16 protein-coding genes are annotated in these 19296 nt (G+C 68.8%); 2 read left to right on the top strand and 14 right to left on the bottom strand.

What is annotated here, in order from left to right:
- Nucleotide 1: 1 nt before the first annotated feature.
- From AC07O4_RS29485 to AC07O4_RS29520, 8 genes are read right to left on the bottom strand one after another with little or no spacing between them, the layout of a single operon-like run.
- Complete coding sequence (locus AC07O4_RS29485) at nt 2-1255, bottom strand: SDR family NAD(P)-dependent oxidoreductase (RefSeq protein ID WP_369646150.1); 1254 nt, start codon at nt 1253-1255, stop codon at nt 2-4.
- Complete coding sequence (locus AC07O4_RS29490) at nt 1252-2424, bottom strand: thiolase family protein (RefSeq protein ID WP_159275707.1); 1173 nt, start codon at nt 2422-2424, stop codon at nt 1252-1254. Before AC07O4_RS29490 ends, AC07O4_RS29485 begins: the two co-directional genes overlap by 4 nt.
- Nucleotides 2421-4046, bottom strand: coding sequence for an AMP-binding protein (locus AC07O4_RS29495; RefSeq protein ID WP_495306370.1), 1626 nt, complete (start codon nt 4044-4046; stop codon nt 2421-2423). The genes AC07O4_RS29490 and AC07O4_RS29495 overlap by 4 nt, the downstream gene beginning before the upstream one ends.
- A 7-nt stretch (nt 4047-4053) precedes the next feature.
- Nucleotides 4054-4542, bottom strand: a complete 489-nt coding sequence (locus AC07O4_RS29500) for an aromatic-ring-hydroxylating dioxygenase subunit beta (protein WP_495306371.1) — start codon at nt 4540-4542, stop codon at nt 4054-4056.
- The gene (locus tag AC07O4_RS29505; RefSeq protein ID WP_495306372.1) at nt 4542-5855 is read right to left on the bottom strand and encodes an aromatic ring-hydroxylating dioxygenase subunit alpha; all 1314 of its coding nucleotides are present in this window, start codon (nt 5853-5855) and stop codon (nt 4542-4544) included. Before AC07O4_RS29505 ends, AC07O4_RS29500 begins: the two co-directional genes overlap by 1 nt.
- Nucleotides 5856-5886: 31 nt before the next feature.
- Nucleotides 5887-6873 (bottom strand): PDR/VanB family oxidoreductase, encoded by a 987-nt coding sequence (locus AC07O4_RS29510; protein WP_495306373.1) that lies wholly within the window; start codon nt 6871-6873, stop codon nt 5887-5889.
- Nucleotides 6874-6886: 13 nt separating this feature from the next.
- On the bottom strand, nt 6887-8392 hold the full coding sequence (locus tag AC07O4_RS29515) for an indolepyruvate oxidoreductase subunit beta family protein (RefSeq protein WP_495306374.1): 1506 nt from the start codon (nt 8390-8392) through the stop codon (nt 6887-6889).
- A gap of 4 nt (nt 8393-8396) precedes the next feature.
- A complete protein-coding gene (locus AC07O4_RS29520) occupies nt 8397-10589 on the bottom strand; it encodes a thiamine pyrophosphate-dependent enzyme (RefSeq protein ID WP_495306375.1) in 2193 nt (730 codons plus the stop codon).
- A gap of 144 nt (nt 10590-10733) precedes the next feature.
- Between AC07O4_RS29520 and AC07O4_RS29525 the strand changes: the two genes are divergently transcribed.
- Nucleotides 10734-11210: a MarR family winged helix-turn-helix transcriptional regulator gene (locus tag AC07O4_RS29525; protein ID WP_062475035.1), complete on the top strand. Its 477-nt coding sequence runs from the start codon at nt 10734-10736 to the stop codon at nt 11208-11210.
- Nucleotides 11211-11231: 21 nt separating this feature from the next.
- Here the strand turns inward: AC07O4_RS29525 and AC07O4_RS29530 are convergent, their stop codons facing one another.
- From AC07O4_RS29530 to orn, 6 genes are all read right to left on the bottom strand, one after another.
- Nucleotides 11232-12119: a quinone oxidoreductase family protein gene (locus tag AC07O4_RS29530; RefSeq protein ID WP_495306376.1), complete on the bottom strand. Its 888-nt coding sequence runs from the start codon at nt 12117-12119 to the stop codon at nt 11232-11234.
- Nucleotides 12116-12919 carry an alpha/beta fold hydrolase gene (locus AC07O4_RS29535; protein WP_495306377.1) on the bottom strand — a complete coding sequence of 268 codons (804 nt, stop codon included), beginning with the start codon at nt 12917-12919 and terminating at the stop codon, nt 12116-12118. The genes AC07O4_RS29530 and AC07O4_RS29535 overlap by 4 nt, the downstream gene beginning before the upstream one ends.
- Nucleotides 12916-13920 carry a 3-hydroxybutyryl-CoA dehydrogenase gene (locus AC07O4_RS29540; protein ID WP_495306378.1) on the bottom strand — a complete coding sequence of 335 codons (1005 nt, stop codon included), beginning with the start codon at nt 13918-13920 and terminating at the stop codon, nt 12916-12918. The genes AC07O4_RS29535 and AC07O4_RS29540 overlap by 4 nt, the downstream gene beginning before the upstream one ends.
- Complete coding sequence (locus tag AC07O4_RS29545; protein WP_495306379.1) at nt 13910-14983, bottom strand: NAD/NADP octopine/nopaline dehydrogenase family protein; 1074 nt, start codon at nt 14981-14983, stop codon at nt 13910-13912. Before AC07O4_RS29545 ends, AC07O4_RS29540 begins: the two co-directional genes overlap by 11 nt.
- Before the next feature lie 216 nt (nt 14984-15199).
- The gene (locus AC07O4_RS29550; protein ID WP_495306380.1) at nt 15200-17107 is read right to left on the bottom strand and encodes a DEAD/DEAH box helicase; all 1908 of its coding nucleotides are present in this window, start codon (nt 17105-17107) and stop codon (nt 15200-15202) included.
- A 248-nt stretch (nt 17108-17355) separates the two neighbouring features.
- On the bottom strand, nt 17356-17952 hold the full coding sequence (orn, locus tag AC07O4_RS29555; protein ID WP_307637407.1) for an oligoribonuclease: 597 nt from the start codon (nt 17950-17952) through the stop codon (nt 17356-17358).
- A gap of 62 nt (nt 17953-18014) precedes the next feature.
- Here orn and AC07O4_RS29560 point away from each other — a divergent pair, with 62 nt between their 5' ends.
- Nucleotides 18015-19280: a M48 family metallopeptidase gene (locus tag AC07O4_RS29560; RefSeq protein ID WP_307637561.1), complete on the top strand. Its 1266-nt coding sequence runs from the start codon at nt 18015-18017 to the stop codon at nt 19278-19280.
- Nucleotides 19281-19296 lie beyond the last annotated feature (16 nt).

Below are 19296 nucleotides of genomic sequence, written 5' to 3' on the forward strand. Positions count from 1 at the left end.
CTCAGCCGCCGGCGGCCAGTTCGCGTTCGAGCACCTTGGGGTTGTCGCGCCAGCGCTCCAGCCACTCCTGCGCCACGTCGCCCGGGTACACGTCTTCCACGCCGTCGCGCAGCGCCTTCACGATGGCGTTGGCCAGCGCGGTGGGTGCCAGCTTGGGCGGCGGCGTGTGCTGGTTCCACTCGTCGTCGATGGGGCCGGGGAACACGTTGATCACGCGGATGCCGGCGGGCCGCATCTCGGCGCGCAGGCACTGCGCGAGCGAATGCGCCGCGGCCTTCGAGGCGCTGAAGGTGCCGTGCGGCGGGAAGTTGCTCAGCGCGTAGATCGACAGCAGGTTGACCCACGCCGTCGCGCCCGTGGCGCCGTCGGCCGAGCGGCCCTTGAGCGCGGGGCCGAACTCCTGCGCCAGGCGCAGCAGGCCGAAGTAGTTGATGTCCATCTCGGCCTTGGCCACGTCGGTGCCACGGCGCGCACCGATGCCGAAGGTGCGGTGCACCTCGGCGTTGTTGATCACGATGTCGACCTTGCCGCCGATGGAGCCGGCCAGCTCGGTCACCTGGCGGCCGTTGGTGAGGTCCAGCGGCACGAGCGTGACCTGCGGCAGCGCCGAGATGTCATCGAGCCCGTCGCCCATCTTCTTCCAGGGTTCGGCATGGCCGACCCAGACGATGTCGGCGCCAGCCTTCACCAGCGCACGCACGAGGGCCTGGCCCGTCTCGGTCTTGCCGTCGGTCACCAGCACCTTGCGGAACTTCGGGTCGCTGGTCATTTCGCGCAGCATCTTGTCGTCGGCCATGTGGGGACTCCCTTCAGTCGGAAAAGCAATGAGGACGGCCTGGCCGGCGCGGTCGAGCCGGGCGCCGACACGCACGCGCGTGGGCGCATCGCCGACCTCGCCGTGCAGGTGGACCATGAGCGTGGGGCCGGCATCCAGGTGCACCAGGCCCAGCCGCCAGGGCAGCCGCTCGCGAAAGAACAGGTCGTTGCTGTGGTGCAGCGTGGTGCTGCCGAGCAGCGCGCCCTCGCCGCTCTGCTGGCGCCAGCGCAGCGCCGCCGACAGGCACTTGTGGCAGACCTCGCGCGGCGGGTACTGCACCGTGCCGCAGTCCTCGCAGGTCTGCAGCTCGAAGCGGCCTTCGGCGGCAGCGGCCGTGAGGCCGAGCGCGACGCGGCCGCGTGCGCCGGGCGGCAGGTTCATCTGCCGGGTGCGCAGCACCGGGTTCTTGCGCGGGGGGCGCATCATCGGCATCGTCATGCGGGTCTCCCGAGAATGACGGCGCCCGTACAGAGGCAGCGGTCGTAGGTCACCATGCCGAAGCCGGCGACGAGGCCCAGCTGGGCGTTGGGCACGGCGCGGGCGCCGGCCTGGTCGGTCAGTTGTCGGATCGCCTCGACCATGCCGAGGAAGCCACCCGCCGCACCGGCCTGCCCGGCCGAGAGCTGGCCGCCGCTGGTGTTGTTCGGAAAGCTGCCGTCGAAGGTCATGGTGTTCGCCTGCACGAAGGCCGAGCCTTCGCCCTTCTCGCAGAAGCCCAGGTCCTCGAACTGCATCATCACGATGACGGGGTAGTCGTCGTAGGTCTGCACGAAGTCGAGCGCGGCGGGCTGCACGCCGGCCTGTGCGTAGAGGTCGTCGCGGTCCTTGCGCCAGCCGCCCTGCACCATCACCGGGTCTTCGGCGTAGGCGTTGTGGCGCTCGATGGCGCCGCGGATCACGACGTGCGCCAGGCCCAGGTCGCGCGCGCGCTCCTCGCTCATCACGAGGAAGGCGTCGGCGCCGGCGCAGGGCATCACGCAATCGAACAGGTGGATCGGGTCGGAGATGGGCCGCGCGGCCATGTACTCGTCGAGCGTGAGGCCCTTCTTGAACATGGCGTTGGGGTTGCCCAGCGCGTTGGTGCGCTGGTCCACGCAGATGCGGCCGAAGTCCTCGCGCGTGGCGCCGTAGGTGCGCATGTAGTTGGCGGTGATGAACGCGAAGATCGAGTTCGGGCCGCCCGAGCCGTAGGGGTAGCTGGCGTCGCGCGCGAAGTTGCTGAAGCTGCCCAGCGTCTGGCGGAAGGAGTCGACGTGGTTGGTGTCGGCGCCCACGCAGGCGACGATGTCGGCATCGCCCGCCTGCACGGCGCGCGCCGCGCGGCGCAGGCACATCACGCCCGAGGCGCCGCCGGTGGGCATGTGGTCGAGCCAGCGCGGCGACAGGCCCAGGTGCTGCGTGACGCCCACGGCCGTGTCGGGCGAGAGCGAGAAGCTGCTCAGGCACAGGCCGTCGATCTGCTCCTTGGCCACGCCGCTGGCCTGCACCAGCGCGTCGATGGCCTGGCCGACGAACCAGTGCGCGGTGCGCGTGGAGTAGCGCACGTAGGGCACGGTGACGGGCACCGCGACCGCGACGCCTTCATAAGAGAGCCGTCGCTTGGTCATGCCTGCCTCTTTTTCATGGAGCGCGTGTCGATGCAATGGCTCTGGCCCGGCAGCGACTGCGCCATCTCGCGCAGCTGGCCGCGCTGGATCTTCTGCGAAGGCGTGAGCGGCAACGCGTCGACGAAGGCCACGTAGCCGGGCGCCTTGTAGTACGCCAGCTGCGCCAGCGCGTGCTGGACGATGCTGGCCGCGACCGCCTCGCGCTGCGACGCATCACTGCCGTCGCGCAGCACGATGCAGGCGAGCACCTCATCGCCGCGCACCGCGTCGGGCGTGGCGGCCACGGCCGAGGTCTTCACGGCCGGGTGCTGGTTGAGCACGCTCTCGACCTCGACGGCCGAGATGTTCTCGCCGCTGCGGCGGATCACGTTCTTCTTGCGGTCGACGAAGAAGAAGTTGCCGTCGGCATCGCGGCGCACGAGGTCGCCGGTGTGAAACCAGCCGTCGGCCCAGGCCTCGCGCGTGGCCTCTTCGTCCTTCAGATAGCCGGAGAAGAAATAGCGGCGCGGGTCGGCGCCGGCCGAGCGCACCAGCAGTTCGCCGGGCATGTCGGTGCCCACGTCGCTGCCGTCCTCGCCCATGAGGCGGATCTCGACGAAGTCTTCCTGCCGGCCGAAGCAGCTGGTGCCCACGAGGCGCGGCTCGCGGTTGGCCATGATGCAGGCGGCGGCGCCGGTCTCGGTCATGGCCCAGGCCTCGACCAGCGGGAAACCGAAGCGCTCCTCGAAGGGTGCGTGGTTCTTGCGGTCCACGCCGGCGCCGAAGCCCCAGCGAATCGCGTGGTCGCGGTCGGCCGCCGACGCGGGGGCCGACAGCAGCATCGCAGGCATCACGCCCAGGTAGTGGACGATGGTCGCGCCGCTCTCCTTCGCGCTGGCCAGCCAGCTCTTCGGATGGAAACGGTCGAGCTGCACGAGGCAACCGCCGGCCACGAGCACCACCATGGTCGAGAACGCCATCGCGTTCATGTGGTTGAGCGGCAACGGCGTGATCACGCGCTCGGCATCGGGGCGGATGCTGCACACGCCGTCGAGCGCGGCATACCACTCGCCCGCGCGCAGGAAGTACGCATTGCTCAGGATGCAGCCCTTGGGCCGGCCGGTAGTGCCCGAGGTGTAGAGCAGGCCGCATTCGGTGTCGGTGCCGATGGGCTCGCCGGCGCGCGGCGCGGCGGTCTTCGCGGGCGGCACGGCGTCGTCGGGGCCCATGGTCTCGAAGGCCACGCCGGCTTGCGCGGCGGCGGCCTGCAGGTCGGCGGCGCGCTCGGGCAGCGTGACGGCCAGGCCGATCTCGCTGTGGCCGATCAGATAGACCAGCTCGGCCGAGCGCATCTCGGCGTTGATCGGCACCACGCTCGCGCCCAGTGCGTTCAGCGCCAGCCAATGGAAGATGAAGGCGGGCCGGTTCTCCAGCAGCAGGCCGACGCGGTGGCCGTGGCCGTAGCCGGCCTGCGCGTAGGCGGTGCGCAGCCGTTCGATCTGCTCGGCGGCTTCGCCCCAGCGGATGGCGCCGGCGGCGATGCCGTAGGCGGCGGCGGTCACCGATTCGGTGAAGAGGAATTCGGCCTGCGGGGTGCGCGCGGCCGTGGCGGCGAACACCTGGTGGACGGTGGCGTGGGTCATCGCGTCCTCAGATGAAGAGCTGCACGGCCGGAAGCGCCGCGTCGCAGTTGAGCAGGTCGACGCGCTTGAGCGTCATGCGCAGCGCGCCGTCCTGCACCGTGAGGTGGTGGAAGAAGGTGCCGACGTAGAACTGCAGCTCGTCGCCCTGCGACTCGGTGTAGTGGAACTCGGTGCGCACCACGAAGCGCTGGGCCTCGGTGTCGAAGGTCTCGACCACGGGCACCTGCAGCAGGTGGTGGCAGCGGCTTTGCGGCTGCTGCGAGAACGCGCGCGGGCTCTTCAGGCGCTCGATGCGCAGCTCGCGCAGCAGCTTGTCCTCGTACAGGTGCGAGGTGTGGTTCAGGCCGTCTTCCTGGTCGGGCACGAGCGGAATCCAGTAGAACGCGTCGTCGGTGAAGAGCGCGTTCCACTCCTCGTAGCGGCGGGTGTCGAGCAGGCGCGCTTCGTTGACGACGAAGTCGACGAGGTCCTGGCGGGTGATATCGACAGCGGCCATTACATCGTCTCCGTCATGCGCTGCACCCAGCTTCGATATTGGTTGCGCATGGGCAGCTCGTTGGTGCCGCCCGTGGTGATCTCGCCGCCCTTCAACTCCGATTCGTCGTAGTCGCGGTGCAGGCTCACCCACTCGTTGCCGCTGGCGTGCAGGCCGGCCTGCATGCCGCGGTAGGCCTGCAGGTCGTCGTGGCCCACCACCGAGAACGGCGAGTTGATGAGGCGGTTGTACATGGTGGTGCGCTGCAGCAGCTCGGGCGGCGCGCCCTTGAGGCGGAAGGTCCAGCTCTCGATGAGGGTCTTGTCGGCCGAGATGGGCTTGACCACGCGAATGGCCTGGATCGCGCCCTTGATCGTGAGGTTCGGGTAATACACGGTGTTGTGCCGCGCCATGCCCAGGATCTGCGCCGTCTTCTCTTCGCCGTAGCGCGCCTTCATGGCGTCGTCGTATTCGGGGATCGCCTTGTACTTGCTGTGGATGCTGAAGTGCACGCCCGTGAAGCTGTGGCCGTGGTCGTACGTGCGGATGCCCATGTCCTCGAAGAACTTGTAGTCGGACATGAAAGGCACGAACTGCTCCACGGCCATGGGCTTGGGCTCGTCCTCGGGCTTGTCGGCCCACATGCGCTTGGCGGTGCCGGCCGACGATTCGTGCGCCACCATGGGGTGCATGGTGTCGTTGAGGTTCTCGACGAACATCTTCCAGTTGCACTGGTGCATGAAGCGCAGGCAGCCGCCGGCGATCTCGAGCTCACCCTCGGGCGAACGGTCGGCCATGTTGTCGATGGAGCTGAGCGAATCGCCGAAGTACTCGTCGAAGTCGGGGCCCGCGTCGTTGATCTTCACGAAGATGAAGCCGCGGTGGCTGCGCACGTGTTTCACCGGCGTGAGGCCCTTGCCCGACTCGCACTCGTGCAGCTGCGTGTGCTCGTAGCCGGTCTTCAGCGGAATGGCCAGCGGCGCGCCGTCGGTCTTGAAGGTCCAGGCGTGGTACGGGCAGCGAAAGAACTTGCCGGTGTTGCCGCAGGGCCCGTTCACCAGGCGCGAGCCCTTGTGGGCGCAGCGGTTCATCATGACGCGCACGCTGCCGTCGCTGTGGCGCACGACGATCAGCGGGCGGCCCGCGATCTCGTTGGTGATCCAGTCGCCCGACTTGGGCAGCTGGCTCTCGTGGCCGACGTAGTTCCAGGTGTTGGCGAAGAAGTGTTCCTGCTCCAGCGCGAAAAGGTCCTGGCTGATGTACAGGTCGCGGTGCACGCGGTCGTTCTGCACGAGCGCGCGAACGGCATCGGGGTTGTCTCGGTACGAAGGCATGGTTCTCCTGGCTCCTTCCTGGCTTTTTTCTTCAGAGGTCGAGCACCAGGCGCGCACCCTTGGCGCGCGAGATGCAGATCTGCATGACGGTGCCTTCCGCCTTCTCGCGGGCGGTGAGCACGTAGTCGCGGTGGTCGATCTCGCCCTCGATCACGGGCACGGCGCACACGCCGCATTCGCCGCGCTTGCAATCGAACATCGGATCGCAGCCGTGTTCGATGAGGCAGTCGAGGATGCTCTGGCCGACCGGCACGGTGAAGCGCTGGCCCGACTGGGCAAGCTCCACCTCGAAGGGCTGGTCGCCCTCCTCCACGACGGGTTCGGTGAAGAGCTCGAAGTGCACGCGGTCGTGCTCCCAGCCGCGGGCCTGGGTGCGGGCGAGCACGGCGTCGAGCATGACCTTGGGGCCGCAGACGTAGAGGCGGTCGCCGGCGGGCACGCCGTCGAGCAGCGCGTCGATGTCCAGCGGTGCGCCGGCCTCGGCGTCGGCATGCACGCGCAGGTCGTCGCCCAGCAGCGCCTGCAGCTCGGGCAGGAAGGCCATGAGATCGCGGCTGCGGCCGGCGTAGTGCATGCGCACGGCGGCGCCTTCGGCGCGGCGGCGCGCGGCCATCGACGCGAGCGGTGTCACGCCGATGCCGCCGGCCACCAGCACCGTGCCGCCGGGGCCGGTGTGCAGCGGAAAGTCGTTCTTCGGCGGCTCGATGGTGAGCACGCTGCCCTCGGCCAGCCCTTCGTGCATGAAGCGCGAACCGCCGCGGCCTTCGGCCTCCTTGCGCACGGCGATCAAGTAGTCGGTCGGGGCGTTGGTGGCGTTGCGCTCGGTGGCGAAGTTGATGAGCGAGTAGTGGCGCCAGTCGGGGGTGCCGTCGGCCAGCGTCACCTGCACGCGGATGTGCGCGCCGGCGGCGAAGCCGGGCAGCGCGCGGCCGTCTTCGGCGCGCAGGCGCAGCAGGCGGATCAGCGGGTTGAGGGCGCGCGCTTCGGCGACGCGAAGCTGGAGCGTGGGAGCGGTCATGGTTCGGGTCCCTTCAGGCCAAGGCGTGCTGCACCAGCGCGGCCTGCAGCTTGTGGCCGTGTTCGTCGGCCAGCGCCGCGTCACGCAGTTCGCGCAGGGTGGCGGGCGCCAGCGCGGCACCCGCGCGCTCGAACGCGCGCATCACGGTGTCGTAGTTGCGCAGGCCGCGCTCATGCGTGTCGCTGTAGCCCTTGACCAGGCGCTGGCACTGGGCAAGCTCGACGGCGAGCGCGGGGTTGCGTGGCGCGGTGGCGGCGATGCGTTGCAGCCATTCTTCGATGCGGCGGTTTTCGTCGGCGTAGCGCATCGTCGAGCGGCGCCAGCCCTTGCAGGCCGCGACCATGCGCAGCATCAGGTAGCCGCGCAGCGAGCTGGTGCGGATCACGCGGCCGTGCTGCGTGAAGCGCTCGACGATCTTCTTCGGCACCGTGGAGTGCATGAGCCAGCGGCCGAGGCCGCCGGGCAGCGTCTCGCAGATTTCCTGCAGGCGCGGGTGCATGTACTCGTGGATGGCGAGCAGCTGGCCCGGCTGCACGCCGGCCTCGCCGTGCACGCGCTCGAAGCGGGTGGCGCGGGTCTTCAGGGCGGCGACGCGCGCCGTGTCTTCGTAGGACATCCACAGCGCGAGGTGGCGCGCGGTTTCGCGCAGCAGGCGGTGGGCGTCGTCGGGCAGTTTCGCCACAGCGTCCATGCGGTCGAGGTACAGGCCGGCGTAGGCCAGGTCCTGGTAGTCGATGAGGCGGCGCACGCCTTCGAGCAGGAAGTCGTGCGCGGGCAGCGGAAAGTCGCGCTGCACGCGCTCGACCAGCGCGCGCACGGCCGGGTGGCGCGGCTGCGGTGCGGGCGTGGCAGCCGGTGCGGCCTTGGCGGGTTCGCCGTCGTCACCGTCCTGTGCGCGGTCGAATGCCGCACCGAAGGCCTTGAGGCTGGGCTTCACGCCCACGCCGCCGCGCTCGATGGTGGCCTCGAACTGCGCGCGGCCGAAGGGCAGCACGCCCGAGCCCGCGAGCGTGCCGAACAGCACAGCGCTGATCACGCTGCCCGACGCTTCGGCGGCCTGCGCCATGTCGAAGCGGATGAAGCGCTTGGCGGCGCGCGCGGTGTGGGCGAGCAGCTGCTCGCTGTCGACACGGCCGTCGCCCATGGCGCTCTTTTCGGCGATGGAGAAGACGCGGTGCGTGGAGGCGATGAGCGTGGTGCGGTCGCGCGTGACCAGCCCGCGCTGCACCGCGCGGCCGGCTTCCATGAGCTCGGAGGCGAGCACCACATCGACATCGCCCGGCAGCGGCATCAGCGCGAGCACCGGGCGTCCGCCGTCGGCGTGCGCCTGCGCATCGGGGTACAGCTCGACGTAGTAGATGGTCGCGCCGGTGCGCTGGGCCACGCCGGGCACCGAGGTGGTCTGGGCGACGTAGCCGTTGGCCTCGCCCATGTCGACGATCCAGTCGGCAAGCACGCCGCCGCCCTCCCCGCCCATGGCAAGGATGGCAATCTTGATGGGTTGAACCTTGTTCGTCATGGCGTCAGAAGGCATAGGCGTCACGGCGGCGCGCGTCGCCGCGCTGCAGCCAGCCGATGACGGCAGTGCGCACGCGCTGGCGGAAGCGGTCCCAGGCGGTCGGGTTGCTCACGACCTGCGCCTTGTAGAACGAGGGGCACAGCACGGCGGCGTGCGAGACGTCGCCGCAGTTGCCGCAGCCCACGCAGCTGTCGAGCACGGTGGCGACGGGGTCGATGCGCAGCGGATCGGGGTTGGGCTTGATCGAGAGCGACGGGCAGCCCGACAGGCGGATGCACGAGTGGTCGCCGGTGCAGGTGTCGGCATCGACGCCGAACTTGTCGCGCACCACGCGCTTGCCGTCGGCGATGGCCTTGCGCACCAGCGGTTTCTCGCGCCGCTGCTTGTTGAGCATGCACTCCGATTGCGCGATGAGGACCTTGGGGCCCTTCTTCGTGGTGGTGAGTGCGTCTTTGAGCGCGTCGCGCATGCCGGCGACGTCGTAGGTGCGGCGCATCGTCTTCACCCATTCGACGCCCACGCCGCGCACGGCGCGCTCGATCTCGTGGCCGGTGCTGCGCGTCTTGTTGACGGCGGTCGACGAGAGGATGTCCTGCCCGCCCGTGGCCGAGGTGTAGTTGTTGTCGACGATGATGGTGAGGTTGTCGCTCTTGTTGAAGACCGCGTTGGCCACGCCGCTCGTCAGGCCGTTGTGCCAGAAGCCGCCGTCGCCCATCATCGAGATCGCGCGCTTGCCCGCCGGTGCGTTGAGTGCCGAAGCGCCCGCACCGCCGAGGCCGTAGCCCATCGTCGTGTTGCCGATGTTGAAAGGCGGCAGGATCGAGAACAGGTGGCAGCCGATGTCGGCGCTCACGTGGTGCGCACCGAGTTCGCGTTCGACCAGCTTCATGGCGCTGAAGATCGGGCGCTCCGGGCAGCCGGTGCAAAAGCCCGGCGGGCGCGCATGCACCACATCGCCGAGCGCGCTCGACGGCTGCGCGGGCTCGGGCGCGGCATCGACGCCGATGGCCGCCACTTCCTTCAGCGGGATCACCTTGCGCACCGGTGCGGGCACGGGCAGCGGCGCGAGGCGTTCGTAGCGCTCGCAGAAGGTGCGCGTGCCCTTGAGCAGTTCGAGCGTCGTGTACTCGCCGGCCACGGGCAGCATGTCCTTGCCATGCAACGCGGTGGTGGAGCCGGCCTGGCGCAGGATGGTCGCGAGGTTCTGCTCGACGAAGTTGGGCTGGCCTTCTTCCACGATGAGCACGGCGCGCTTGCCTTCGCAGAAGCGGATGACTTCGCTCTCGATGACGGGGTAGGCCACGTTCATCACGTACAGCGGCACGCGGGTCTCGCCGTACACGTCGGCCAGGCCCAGGCGTTCGAGCGCACGCAGCAGCGTGTTGTAGCTGCCGCCCTGCACGATGATGCCGATGTCGTCGGCCTCTTCGGAGAAGAACTCGTTGAGCTGGCGCTCCTCGATGAAGCGCACGGCGGCGGGCCAGCGGTCTTTCACCTTCTCTTGTTCATGCACGAAGCTCGCGGGCGGCAGCACGATGCGGCTGACGTCGCGCTGCGGGTTCTCCAGCGCCTCTTTCAGCGTGAACTTGGCGCGCTTGTTGTCGCCGGCGATGAAGTGGCCGTGCACGTGGCAGGCGCGGATGCGCAACTGCAGCATCACGGGCGTGTTGCTGGCCTCGGAGAGGTCGAAGCCGGTCTTCACCGCATCGACGATGCTCGGCAGGTTGGGCCGCGGATCGAGCAGCCAGATCTGCGACTTCATGGCGAACGCATGGCTGCGCTCCTGCATGATCGACGAGCCTTCGCCGTAGTCCTCGCCCACGATGATGAGCGCGCCACCGGTGACACCGCCCGAGGCCAGGTTGGCCAGCGCATCGGACGCCACGTTGGTGCCGACGGTCGCCTTGAAGGTGACGGCGCCGCGCAGCGGGTAGTTGACGGAGGCGGCGAGCGTGGCGGCGGCGGTGGCTTCGCTGGCGCTGTTTTCGAAGCGGATGCCGTGGTCGGCCAGGATGTCTTGCGCGTCGGCCAGCACGTCCATCAGGTGCGAGATGGGCGCGCCCTGGTAGCCCGCCACATACGACACCCCCGACTCCAGCAGGGCCTTGGTGACGGCCAGAATGCCTTCGCCGCGGAACACTTCTCCACCAGTAAGTCTCAGCTTCTTGACTTCTTCGACGAACGAACGCTCAGCCATGGATGTCCTTCTTCTTTCTCGTGGGAGGATGCGGCCCCGGGGTCACATCACGGTTCCTATAATGTTTAGAAATGAATGTATCCACAATCATGAATTACCCTAGCCATGCAATCCGCATGCCTGCGGCAAACAGGAGGCGCCTTCATGTCTGAACCATCCAAGGAAACGCATCGCTTCGTCGATGACTACCTGCCCGCGCTGCTTGCGCAGGCCAGCCAGCTGATCTCTTCGGAGTTCCACGAGGTGGCGCGGCAGCAGGGTTTTTCGGTGTCGGAGTGGCGCGTGATGGCGTCGCTGGCAGGCAGCGACGCGGTCAGCATCGGCCAGCTCGCACAGGTCACGGTGACCAAGCAGCCGACCGTGACGCGGCTGCTCGACCGCATGGAAGCGCGCGGCCAGGTCGAGCGCCTGCCCCATGAAAGTGATCGCCGCATCACGCTGGTGCGCATCACGCCCGCGGGGCTGAAGGCTGTAGAGCACCTGATGGAACTGGCGCGCGAGCACGAGCGCCGCGTGCTCGAACCCTTCGGCCTGCGACGCGCCGAAGAGCTCAAGCAGACGCTGCGGCAGATGATCGACCTGCATGTGCATGTGCCGGTCGAGGTGCCGGACGAAGACTGAAGCGCGTGGCCTGAGGCCTGACTAGGGCACGAGCACCGCGCGGCCGCGATGGCCGCCATGACCGCGTCTGGCGATCCAGTCGAGTGCGAGGGCTGCATCGGCGAGCGCGAAGGGCTGCACGTCGAGATGCAGGCGGCCGTCGGCCAGCCTCGCAAGCAACTCTGGAGCGGCTGCGCGGCCTGCGGCTTCGCGCCGGAACATGTTGAGCGGCAGCAGCGCCACGTCGCGCTGCAGGAAGTGCGCGATGTCCAGGTGCAGCGTTGGGCCAGCCGTGTAGCCGATCAGCACGGCGCGACCGCCGGGGCGCACGGCAGGCAAGGCGGCAGCGAGCACTTCGCCGCCGACGGTGTCGATGAGCAAGTCGACGCTGGATTTTTCGGGCGAGCCTGCCTTCGGATCGACAGGCGTTGCGATGCAGCCTGCATCGCGTGCCAACTGCATCACCAACGAACCCACCGCGCCGCTTGCGCCCGTCACCAACACTTGCTCTCCAGGCTTCAATCGGGCGACCTCATGCAAGGCGACCCAGGCCGACGTGGTGGGCGAGAAGAACGCTGCGCCGAGCGCCATCGGCACCGCATCGGGCAACACGCCGAGTGCGTCGTCAGGTGCATCGATCAGCTCGCACCAGGTGCCATCGAACAGCGTGCCCAATCCGCTGCCACGCAACCACACGCGCTGCCCTTCTGCATACCGCTCGCTCGCGACGACAACGCCCGCAGCCTCCACACCCGGCGTGTACGGCAGCGGCGGATGCCGCAGGAAGCGGCCCTGCCACACGGTGCGGTCGATGTGACCGACAGTGGCGGCCTGCATGCGCACGAGGGTGCGGCCGGGTCGCGCCACGGGGTCGGCCAGATCTTCGAGCACCGGCGCGGCATCGAAGCCATGGATGCGAACGGCCTTCATGGCCGTGTCGCCAGGAAGTCGAGCACCGTGCGCGCGAAGGCTTCGGGCATCTGGTCGGGCAAGGGCACCATGCCGCCGTCGATGTCGACGATGCGCGCCTGCGGCAGGTGGTGCTGCAGCTCCGCCGCATGCGGCGCGGCGAAAGGGTCGAGCGTGGCGCGCACGATGAGCGTCGGCTGCGTCACGCGGCCGATGCGCTCTTCCATGCGGTACGAGGCCACGGCGCGGTGCCCTTCCTCCACGCGGTGGCAGACCTTCATCGCATCGCGCACGAAGGCCTCGAGCAGGTCGGGGCGCCCCGGCGGATAGAAGGCCTGCCGCTTCTGCCACAGCGCGGCGAGGTGGCTGCCGTCGTCGCTGGGCGCCACTTCGTCGATGGGTGGACGCTGCGCACGGGCGCGGCGAAACACCTCGTCGGTGTACGGCGTGGACGACAGCACGAGGCTGCGCACGCGCTCAGGAAACGCAGCGGCCAGCTCGATCGCGATCACGCCACCGGTGTGATGCCCCACCACGTCGGCCTGCGCGATGCCGAGCGCATCGAGCAGCTCGCAGGCGACGCGCGCCCACTGCGCAATGCTCGCGGGCACGCCGCCGTCGGCCGAATCGCCGAAGCCCGCCGTGTCCATGGCGATGACGCGGTAGCCCGCGCCGGCGATCAGCGGCAGCACCTCGCGGTACTCGGCCCAGCTGCGCGGCGACTGGTGCAGCAGCAGCACGGCCGGCGCCTGCGCGTCGCCGCACACGGCGTGGTGCACCTGCCCCACCGACAGGTCGGCGAAGGCGCGGCGGATCGTCATGACAGCGTCTCGTCGGCCGGCGCGCGCCACAGGCCCGCGTGCTTGAGTTCGCCGAGCGTGCGCGAGAGCACGTCGCGGCGGTAGGCGGCGGTGTCGCGGCCCGCGTAGTCGTAGAAGCCGCTGCCGCTCTTCAGGCCCAGCCGCCCTTCCTCGACCATGCGTCCGACGATGGCCGGCGCCGTGTAGCGCCCCGCATCGAGCGAGGCCGACATCTCGCGGCTCGCGTGGTGCAGGATGTCGCAGCCGCCGAAGTCGATGAACTCGACCACGCCGAGCGCCGCGAAGCGCAGGCCCAGTCCGTAGCGCGTGGCCTTGTCGATTTCTTCCGCTGTGGCAGCGCCTTCTTCGATCATGCGGGCCGCCTCGTTCATCACGAGCGCCTGCAGGCGCGGCACGATGTAGCCGGGCGACGCGCCGCAGACCACGGGCAGCTTGCCGATGGCCTCCATCAATGCCTTGGTGCGTGCGAGCACGCCGGCGTCGGTGCCGGGGTGGCAGCTCAGCTCGACCACGGGAATCACGTAGGCCGGGTTGAGCCAGTGCATGTTCAGGAAGCGCTCGGGCCGGCGCACCAGCGCGGCCAGCTGCGTCACGAGGATGCTGCTGGTGGTCGAGGTGAGGATCGCGTCGTCGCGGCAATGGCGGTTGAGGTGCTCGAAGGCCTCGCGCTTGGCGTCCATGGTTTCGGGCACGCCTTCGAACACCAGCTCGGCGGCGGCCAATGCGCGTGGTGCTCCTTCTGCATTCACGAAGTCCACGCGCGCGGCGATGCGTTCGACCTGCGAGGCATCGATCACGCCGAGCTGCGCAAGGCCCGAAAGGCTCGCCACGATTTCCGCCTGCGCCTCGTCGCGCAAGCGCTGCCAGGCCTCGGGCGCGCGCGGGCGCAGGTCGATCAGCGAGATGCGATGGCCCGCATAGGCGAACGCGATGGCGATGCCGCGCCCCATGCGGCCGGCGCCCACGGCGGCGAAGCGCGGCGGCGCGGGCTCATTCGCCATCGTGCAGCCTCTGCTTGAGCTGGGTCGCGCTCAGGCTGGCCAGGCCCAGGCTCTCGAAGGTGCGCGGGCCCTGGCGCAGGTCGCGCCCGAGGAAGCCGCCGACGATGGCCAGCAGGCCGTGCGCGATGGGCGCGTCCACGCCCGCATGGCGCGCGGCCGAGGCCAGGAAGGCCAGGCCGAGTTCGGTGTCCTCGGTGATGTAGCGGTGCGTGTGCAGGTCGATGTTCTCGCGCCAGTCGCCCGACTTGACGAGCTGCTTGTGCGCATCGCCGTACATCCACTGGTCGTTGTTGTAGTGGTCGGCCAGCGGATAGTGCGGCGCGCCCTGCCCGAAGGCCTCGCGCACGGCCATGCGCTCCTGGTCGAGGCGGTCGGTCACGTCGCGCACGGCGCGTTGGGTGCCTTCGTTGTGGATGTCCCAGCGCTCGAAGTGCTGCAAGGGGGCGGCGTTCATCACCATCAGCGGCGGATGGATGACGGGGCCGGCGTTCATCAGCGCGCCCGAGAGCGCGTCGCCGCAGCCGTGCACGGCCGGGTAGGCGCGGCGGATCACCTCGATCGCCTGCGCCTCCTTGCGCGCCGGGTAGACGCCTGTGGGCAGGCGGATCGCGCGGATGGTGACGTTGACCTCGCGCTCGCCGTGCTTGCGCGCGAGGTACGGCAAGGTGCCGGTCTCGGCCCAGGCCACGTCGGCACGGTTGCCGGCGACCTTCACCGCCTGCGCCATCACGTAGCTGCCGAAGGTGCCCGGCGGCAGGAACACGACCTGGCCGTCGACCAGATGCGGCGCCATGGCCAGCGCGATGTCGTGCTGGGCGATGGCGGGCGTGGGAATGACGATGAGCTCGGCGCCCTTCAGCGCAGCGCCGATGTCGGCAGTCGCGAGCGCGATGGGCACCTCGCGCGCACCGGCGGCGTCTTTCAGCGTGATCGCGCCGGCCTGCACGACGGGTTCGAGCGCGGCGGCATCGCGGCGCCACAGGCGCACTTCATGGCCGGTTTCAGACAGGTCCGCGGCGGCCGCATAGGCGCCGTGGCCACCCCCAAGAATCGCAATTTTCATGATCGAAAGTCGAGAACAGGTGTCGATGAACCGGCAGCCGCGAACGGACCGGGGAGAAGCAATGCGCCATTACATTACTTTTCATCGATTCAGGTGTCAACCAACTTCATGGGCACCGGAGTGCTCGGAAACCCGACAACGAAAAAGCCCGCGTTCGTGAGAAGCGCGGGCTTTTGAGGGGGAAGCGGCCTTTTTCAAGGCCGCTTGCAGGGGCGATCAGCGGCTGGGCTTGAACGCGCGCTTTTGCGCGTCGCGGGGCACGAACACCTTGCCCGGGCCGCCGTGACCGGCGCCGTTGCCGCGCGGTGCGAAACCTTCGCGGGGCGCAAAGCCTTCACGGGGTGCGAAACCGCCGTCGCCGCGACCGCCGCCATGGCCGTGGCCGCCGCGCGGGGCGCTGTCGCCCCAGCCCGGCTTGCGACCGTAGCCGCCGCCATTGCCGCCTTCGTCACGGCCGCCGCCGAAGCCGGAGTTCTGGCCGCCCTGGAAGCCGCGCGGGCCTTGGCCCTGGGCCGGGCCGCGCGAATTGCGGTCGTTGAAGCCGCTGGCGCCGGCATAGCCGCCGCCGTTGTTGTTGCCGCGGTAGCCACCGCCGCCGCCCGCGCCGCCGTTGCCGAACTTGCGATCGCGCGAGAAGTTGTCGCCGCGGCCGCCGCGGTACTCGCCCATCGGGGGACGCGATTGCGGCATGCGCTGTTGCGGCTCGAGGCCGGCCACCACTTCCGCCTTGAACTGCTGGCGGCTGTAGTGCTCGATGTCCATGATCTTGCGGCGATCGCGGAACTCGGCGAACGTGATGGCCAGGCCATCGCGGCCGGCACGGCCGGTGCGGCCGATGCGGTGGGTGTAGTCCTCGGCCTTCATCGGCAGGCCGAAGTTGAAGACGTGGGTGATGGTCGGCACGTCGATGCCGCGGGCGGCAACGTCGGTGGCCACCAGGATCTGCACCTGGCCCTGGCGCAGTGCCATCAGGCGGCGATTGCGCAGGCCCTGGCTCAGGGCGCCGTGCAGCGCGACGGCGCTGAAGCCTTCTTGCTGCAGGTCGTTGGCGAGGCCGTCGCACTCGACTTGCGTGCTGGCGAACACGATCGCCTGGTTGATGCTGGTGTCGCGCAGCCAGTGGTCGAGCAGCTTGCGCTTGTGCTGGCTGTTGTCGGCCCAGTACAGCGACTGCTTGATGTTGGCGTGCTTTTCTTGCGGGCTGTCGATGGTGATGCGCTGCGGCTCGCGCATGACGCGCTGCGCCAGCTGCTGGATGCGCGGCGCGAAGGTGGCGCTGAACATCATGGTCTGCTGGCGCTCGATGGTGAGCTGGTTGACTTCAGCCAGGTCGTCGGCAAAGCCGAGGTCGAGCATGCGGTCGGCTTCGTCGACCACCAGGAACTTGACTTGGTCGAGCTTGAGCTGCTGCGAGCGCTGCAGGTCGAGCAGACGGCCCGGCGTGGCGACCACGAGGTCGGCGTTCTGCAGCTTGGCGATCTGCAGCTGGTAAGGCATGCCGCCCACCACGTTGGCAACGCGCAGGCCGCGGCAATGACGCACCAGTTCGATGGCGTCGTGTGCAACCTGCTGCGCGAGTTCGCGCGTCGGGCACAGGATCAGGGCGCCGGGGGTGGCGGCCTTGAAATGACGGGCGTTGGTCGGGTCCTTGCGCTTGGGCTTCTTGAGCGGCGCTTCGCCACGGGCAGCGGCTTCAGCGGCCAGGCGCTGGAACTCGGCCTTGGCTTCGGCTTCGGCCTCGGCCTGGCGCTTGATCAGCGTGTGCAGCACGGGCAGCAGGAAGGCGGCGGTCTTGCCCGAGCCGGTCTGGCTCGACACCATCAGGTCGACGAAACGGGCCGAACCGGCTTCGCCCATGGCGATCGGCACGACCTTTTCCTGCACGGTGGTCGGCTGGGTGAAACCCATGTCAGCCACGGCGGCGATCAGTTCGGGGGCGAGGCCCAGCTTGATGAAACCGTTGGGCGCGGCGGGCGCTTCGGCTTCGGCGGCCTCGGGGGCTGCGGCGTCCAGTGCGTCGAGGATCGGGGCCTCGGACACGGTTTCCGCGACAGCGGTGAATTCGTTATGGGTAGCGGATTGCACAGGCGCGAGTTCGCCCTGCGCTTCAAAAGCGTCGGTCATGAATATCAATCTCAAACGCGAGCGCTGCCGTAGGCGGCGCCCCGTTGGTGGTTAAAAACATCAACCATCCAACGACATTCAACTTCCGGCTTTCGTCGGAGGCTGCGGCCCTTTTTGATCAGCGGATGCGATCGGGCGCGGTGTGCAAGATAGGGAGATGCGAGAGACGCTGATCTGTGTCCAAAGACGCGTTCAAATCAGCGAAGCCTGCGATTATGGCACGGCTTCGGGTTTTTACCTAATTGTTGTCAATCCACCAAGCGCAGGAAGGTTTCCCGGTAGTGCGCCAGCTCCTCGATGGACTCGTGCACGTCGGCCAGCGCGGTGTGCGCCTGCTGCTTCTTGAAGGCGGTGTAGGCCGCAGGCTTCCAGCGCTTGGCCAGCTCCTTGAGGGTGCTGACGTCGAGGTTGCGGTAGTGGAAGTACGCCTCGAGCTTGGGCATGAACTTGACCAGGAAGCGCCGGTCCTGCCCGATGGTGTTGCCGCACATCGGCGAGCCGCTCCTGGGGATGTACTTGGCGATGAATTCGAGCAGCTGCTGCTCGGCCGCGGCTTCGTCCAGCGTGGAGGCCTTGACCTTGTCGATCAGGCCGCTGCGGCCGTGGGTGCCCTTGTTCCAGGCGTCCATGGCGTCGAGCACGGCGTCGCTCTGGTGGATGACGAGCACGGGGCCGTCGATGCGGGGCGTGAGGTCGGGGCCGGTGACGACCACGGCGATCTCGAGCAGGCGCTCTTTCTCGGGGTCGAGGCCGCTCATTTCGCAGTCGAGCCAGACCAGGTTCTGGTCGCTTTTCTTCAGGGTGGGGACGGTTGCGGGGGGCGTCGGGTCAAGGGATTCGGGCATCGCAGGATTGTCGTCGAAGGCCTGCACCCCGATATACCGGGGACTAAACTCGCCGCTTCATGATGTCTTATTCGCTCATCTTCACCCTTGCCTTCGCGGCGGCGCTCGTGGCGGGCCTGCTCGTGAAGTTCTGGCTGGCCACCCGCCAGGTGCGCCACGTGGCGCGCCACCGCGGCGCCGTGCCGGCCGCCTTCGCCAGCACGATCACGCTGGCCGCCCACCAGAAGGCCGCCGACTACACGATCGCCAAGGCGCGCTTCGGGCTCGTCGAAATGGCCTGGGGCGCCGCCCTGCTGCTGGGCTGGACGCTGCTCGGCGGGCTCGACCTGCTGAACAAGCTGTTGCTGGTGTGGCTGGGCGGCGGCATGGTGCAGCAACTGGCGCTGCTGGCGGCCTTTGCCGTGATCGGCGGCCTGCTGGAGCTGCCGTTCACGCTGTGGCAGACCTTCCGGCTCGAGGAGCGCTTCGGCTTCAACAAGATGACCTGGAAGCTCTGGCTCACCGACGCCGTCAAGTCGACGCTGCTCGGCGCGCTGATCGGGCTGCCGATCGCGGCGCTCATCCTGTGGCTCATGGGTGCAGCCGGCACGCTCTGGTGGCTCTGGGCCTGGGGTGCGTGGATGGGCTTCAACCTGCTGCTGATGCTGATCTATCCGACCTTCATCGCCCCGCTGTTCAACAAGTTCAAGCCGCTGGACGACCCCACGCTCAAGGCGCGCGTCACGGCGCTCATGAAGCGCTGCGGCTTCGCGGCCAAGGGCCTGTTCGTGATGGACGGCAGCACGCGCAGCGCGCACGCCAATGCCTACTTCACCGGCTTCGGCGCCAGCAAGCGCGTGGTGTTCTACGACACGCTGCTGCGCCAGCTCAACGCCGGCGAAGTCGAGGCCGTGCTCGCGCACGAGCTCGGCCACTTCAAGCACCGCCACATCGTGAAGCGGCTGGTCGCGATGTTCGCGCTGAGCCTGGCCGGTTTCGCGCTCCTGGGCTGGGTCTCGACGCAGGTCTGGTTCTACGCCGGCCTGGGCGTGCAGCCCAACCTGTCGCCGGCCGCGCCCAACAACGCGCTGGCGCTGCTGCTGTTCATGCTGGCCGTGCCGGTGTTCAGCTTCTTCGTCGCCCCGCTGCCGGCGCGCCTGTCGCGCAAGCACGAGTTCGAGGCCGATGCCTACGCCGTGGCGCAGACCAGCGGCGCCGACCTGTCGGCCGCCCTGCTCAAGCTCTACCAGGACAACGCTTCGACGCTCACGCCCGACCCGGTGTTCGTCAAGTTCTACTACTCCCACCCGCCCGCCTCCGAGCGCCTTGCGCGCATGGCCGCGGCGTGACCCTCGACCCACCTTT

This window comes from Variovorax sp. GW821-FHT09D04, assembly GCF_059416405.1.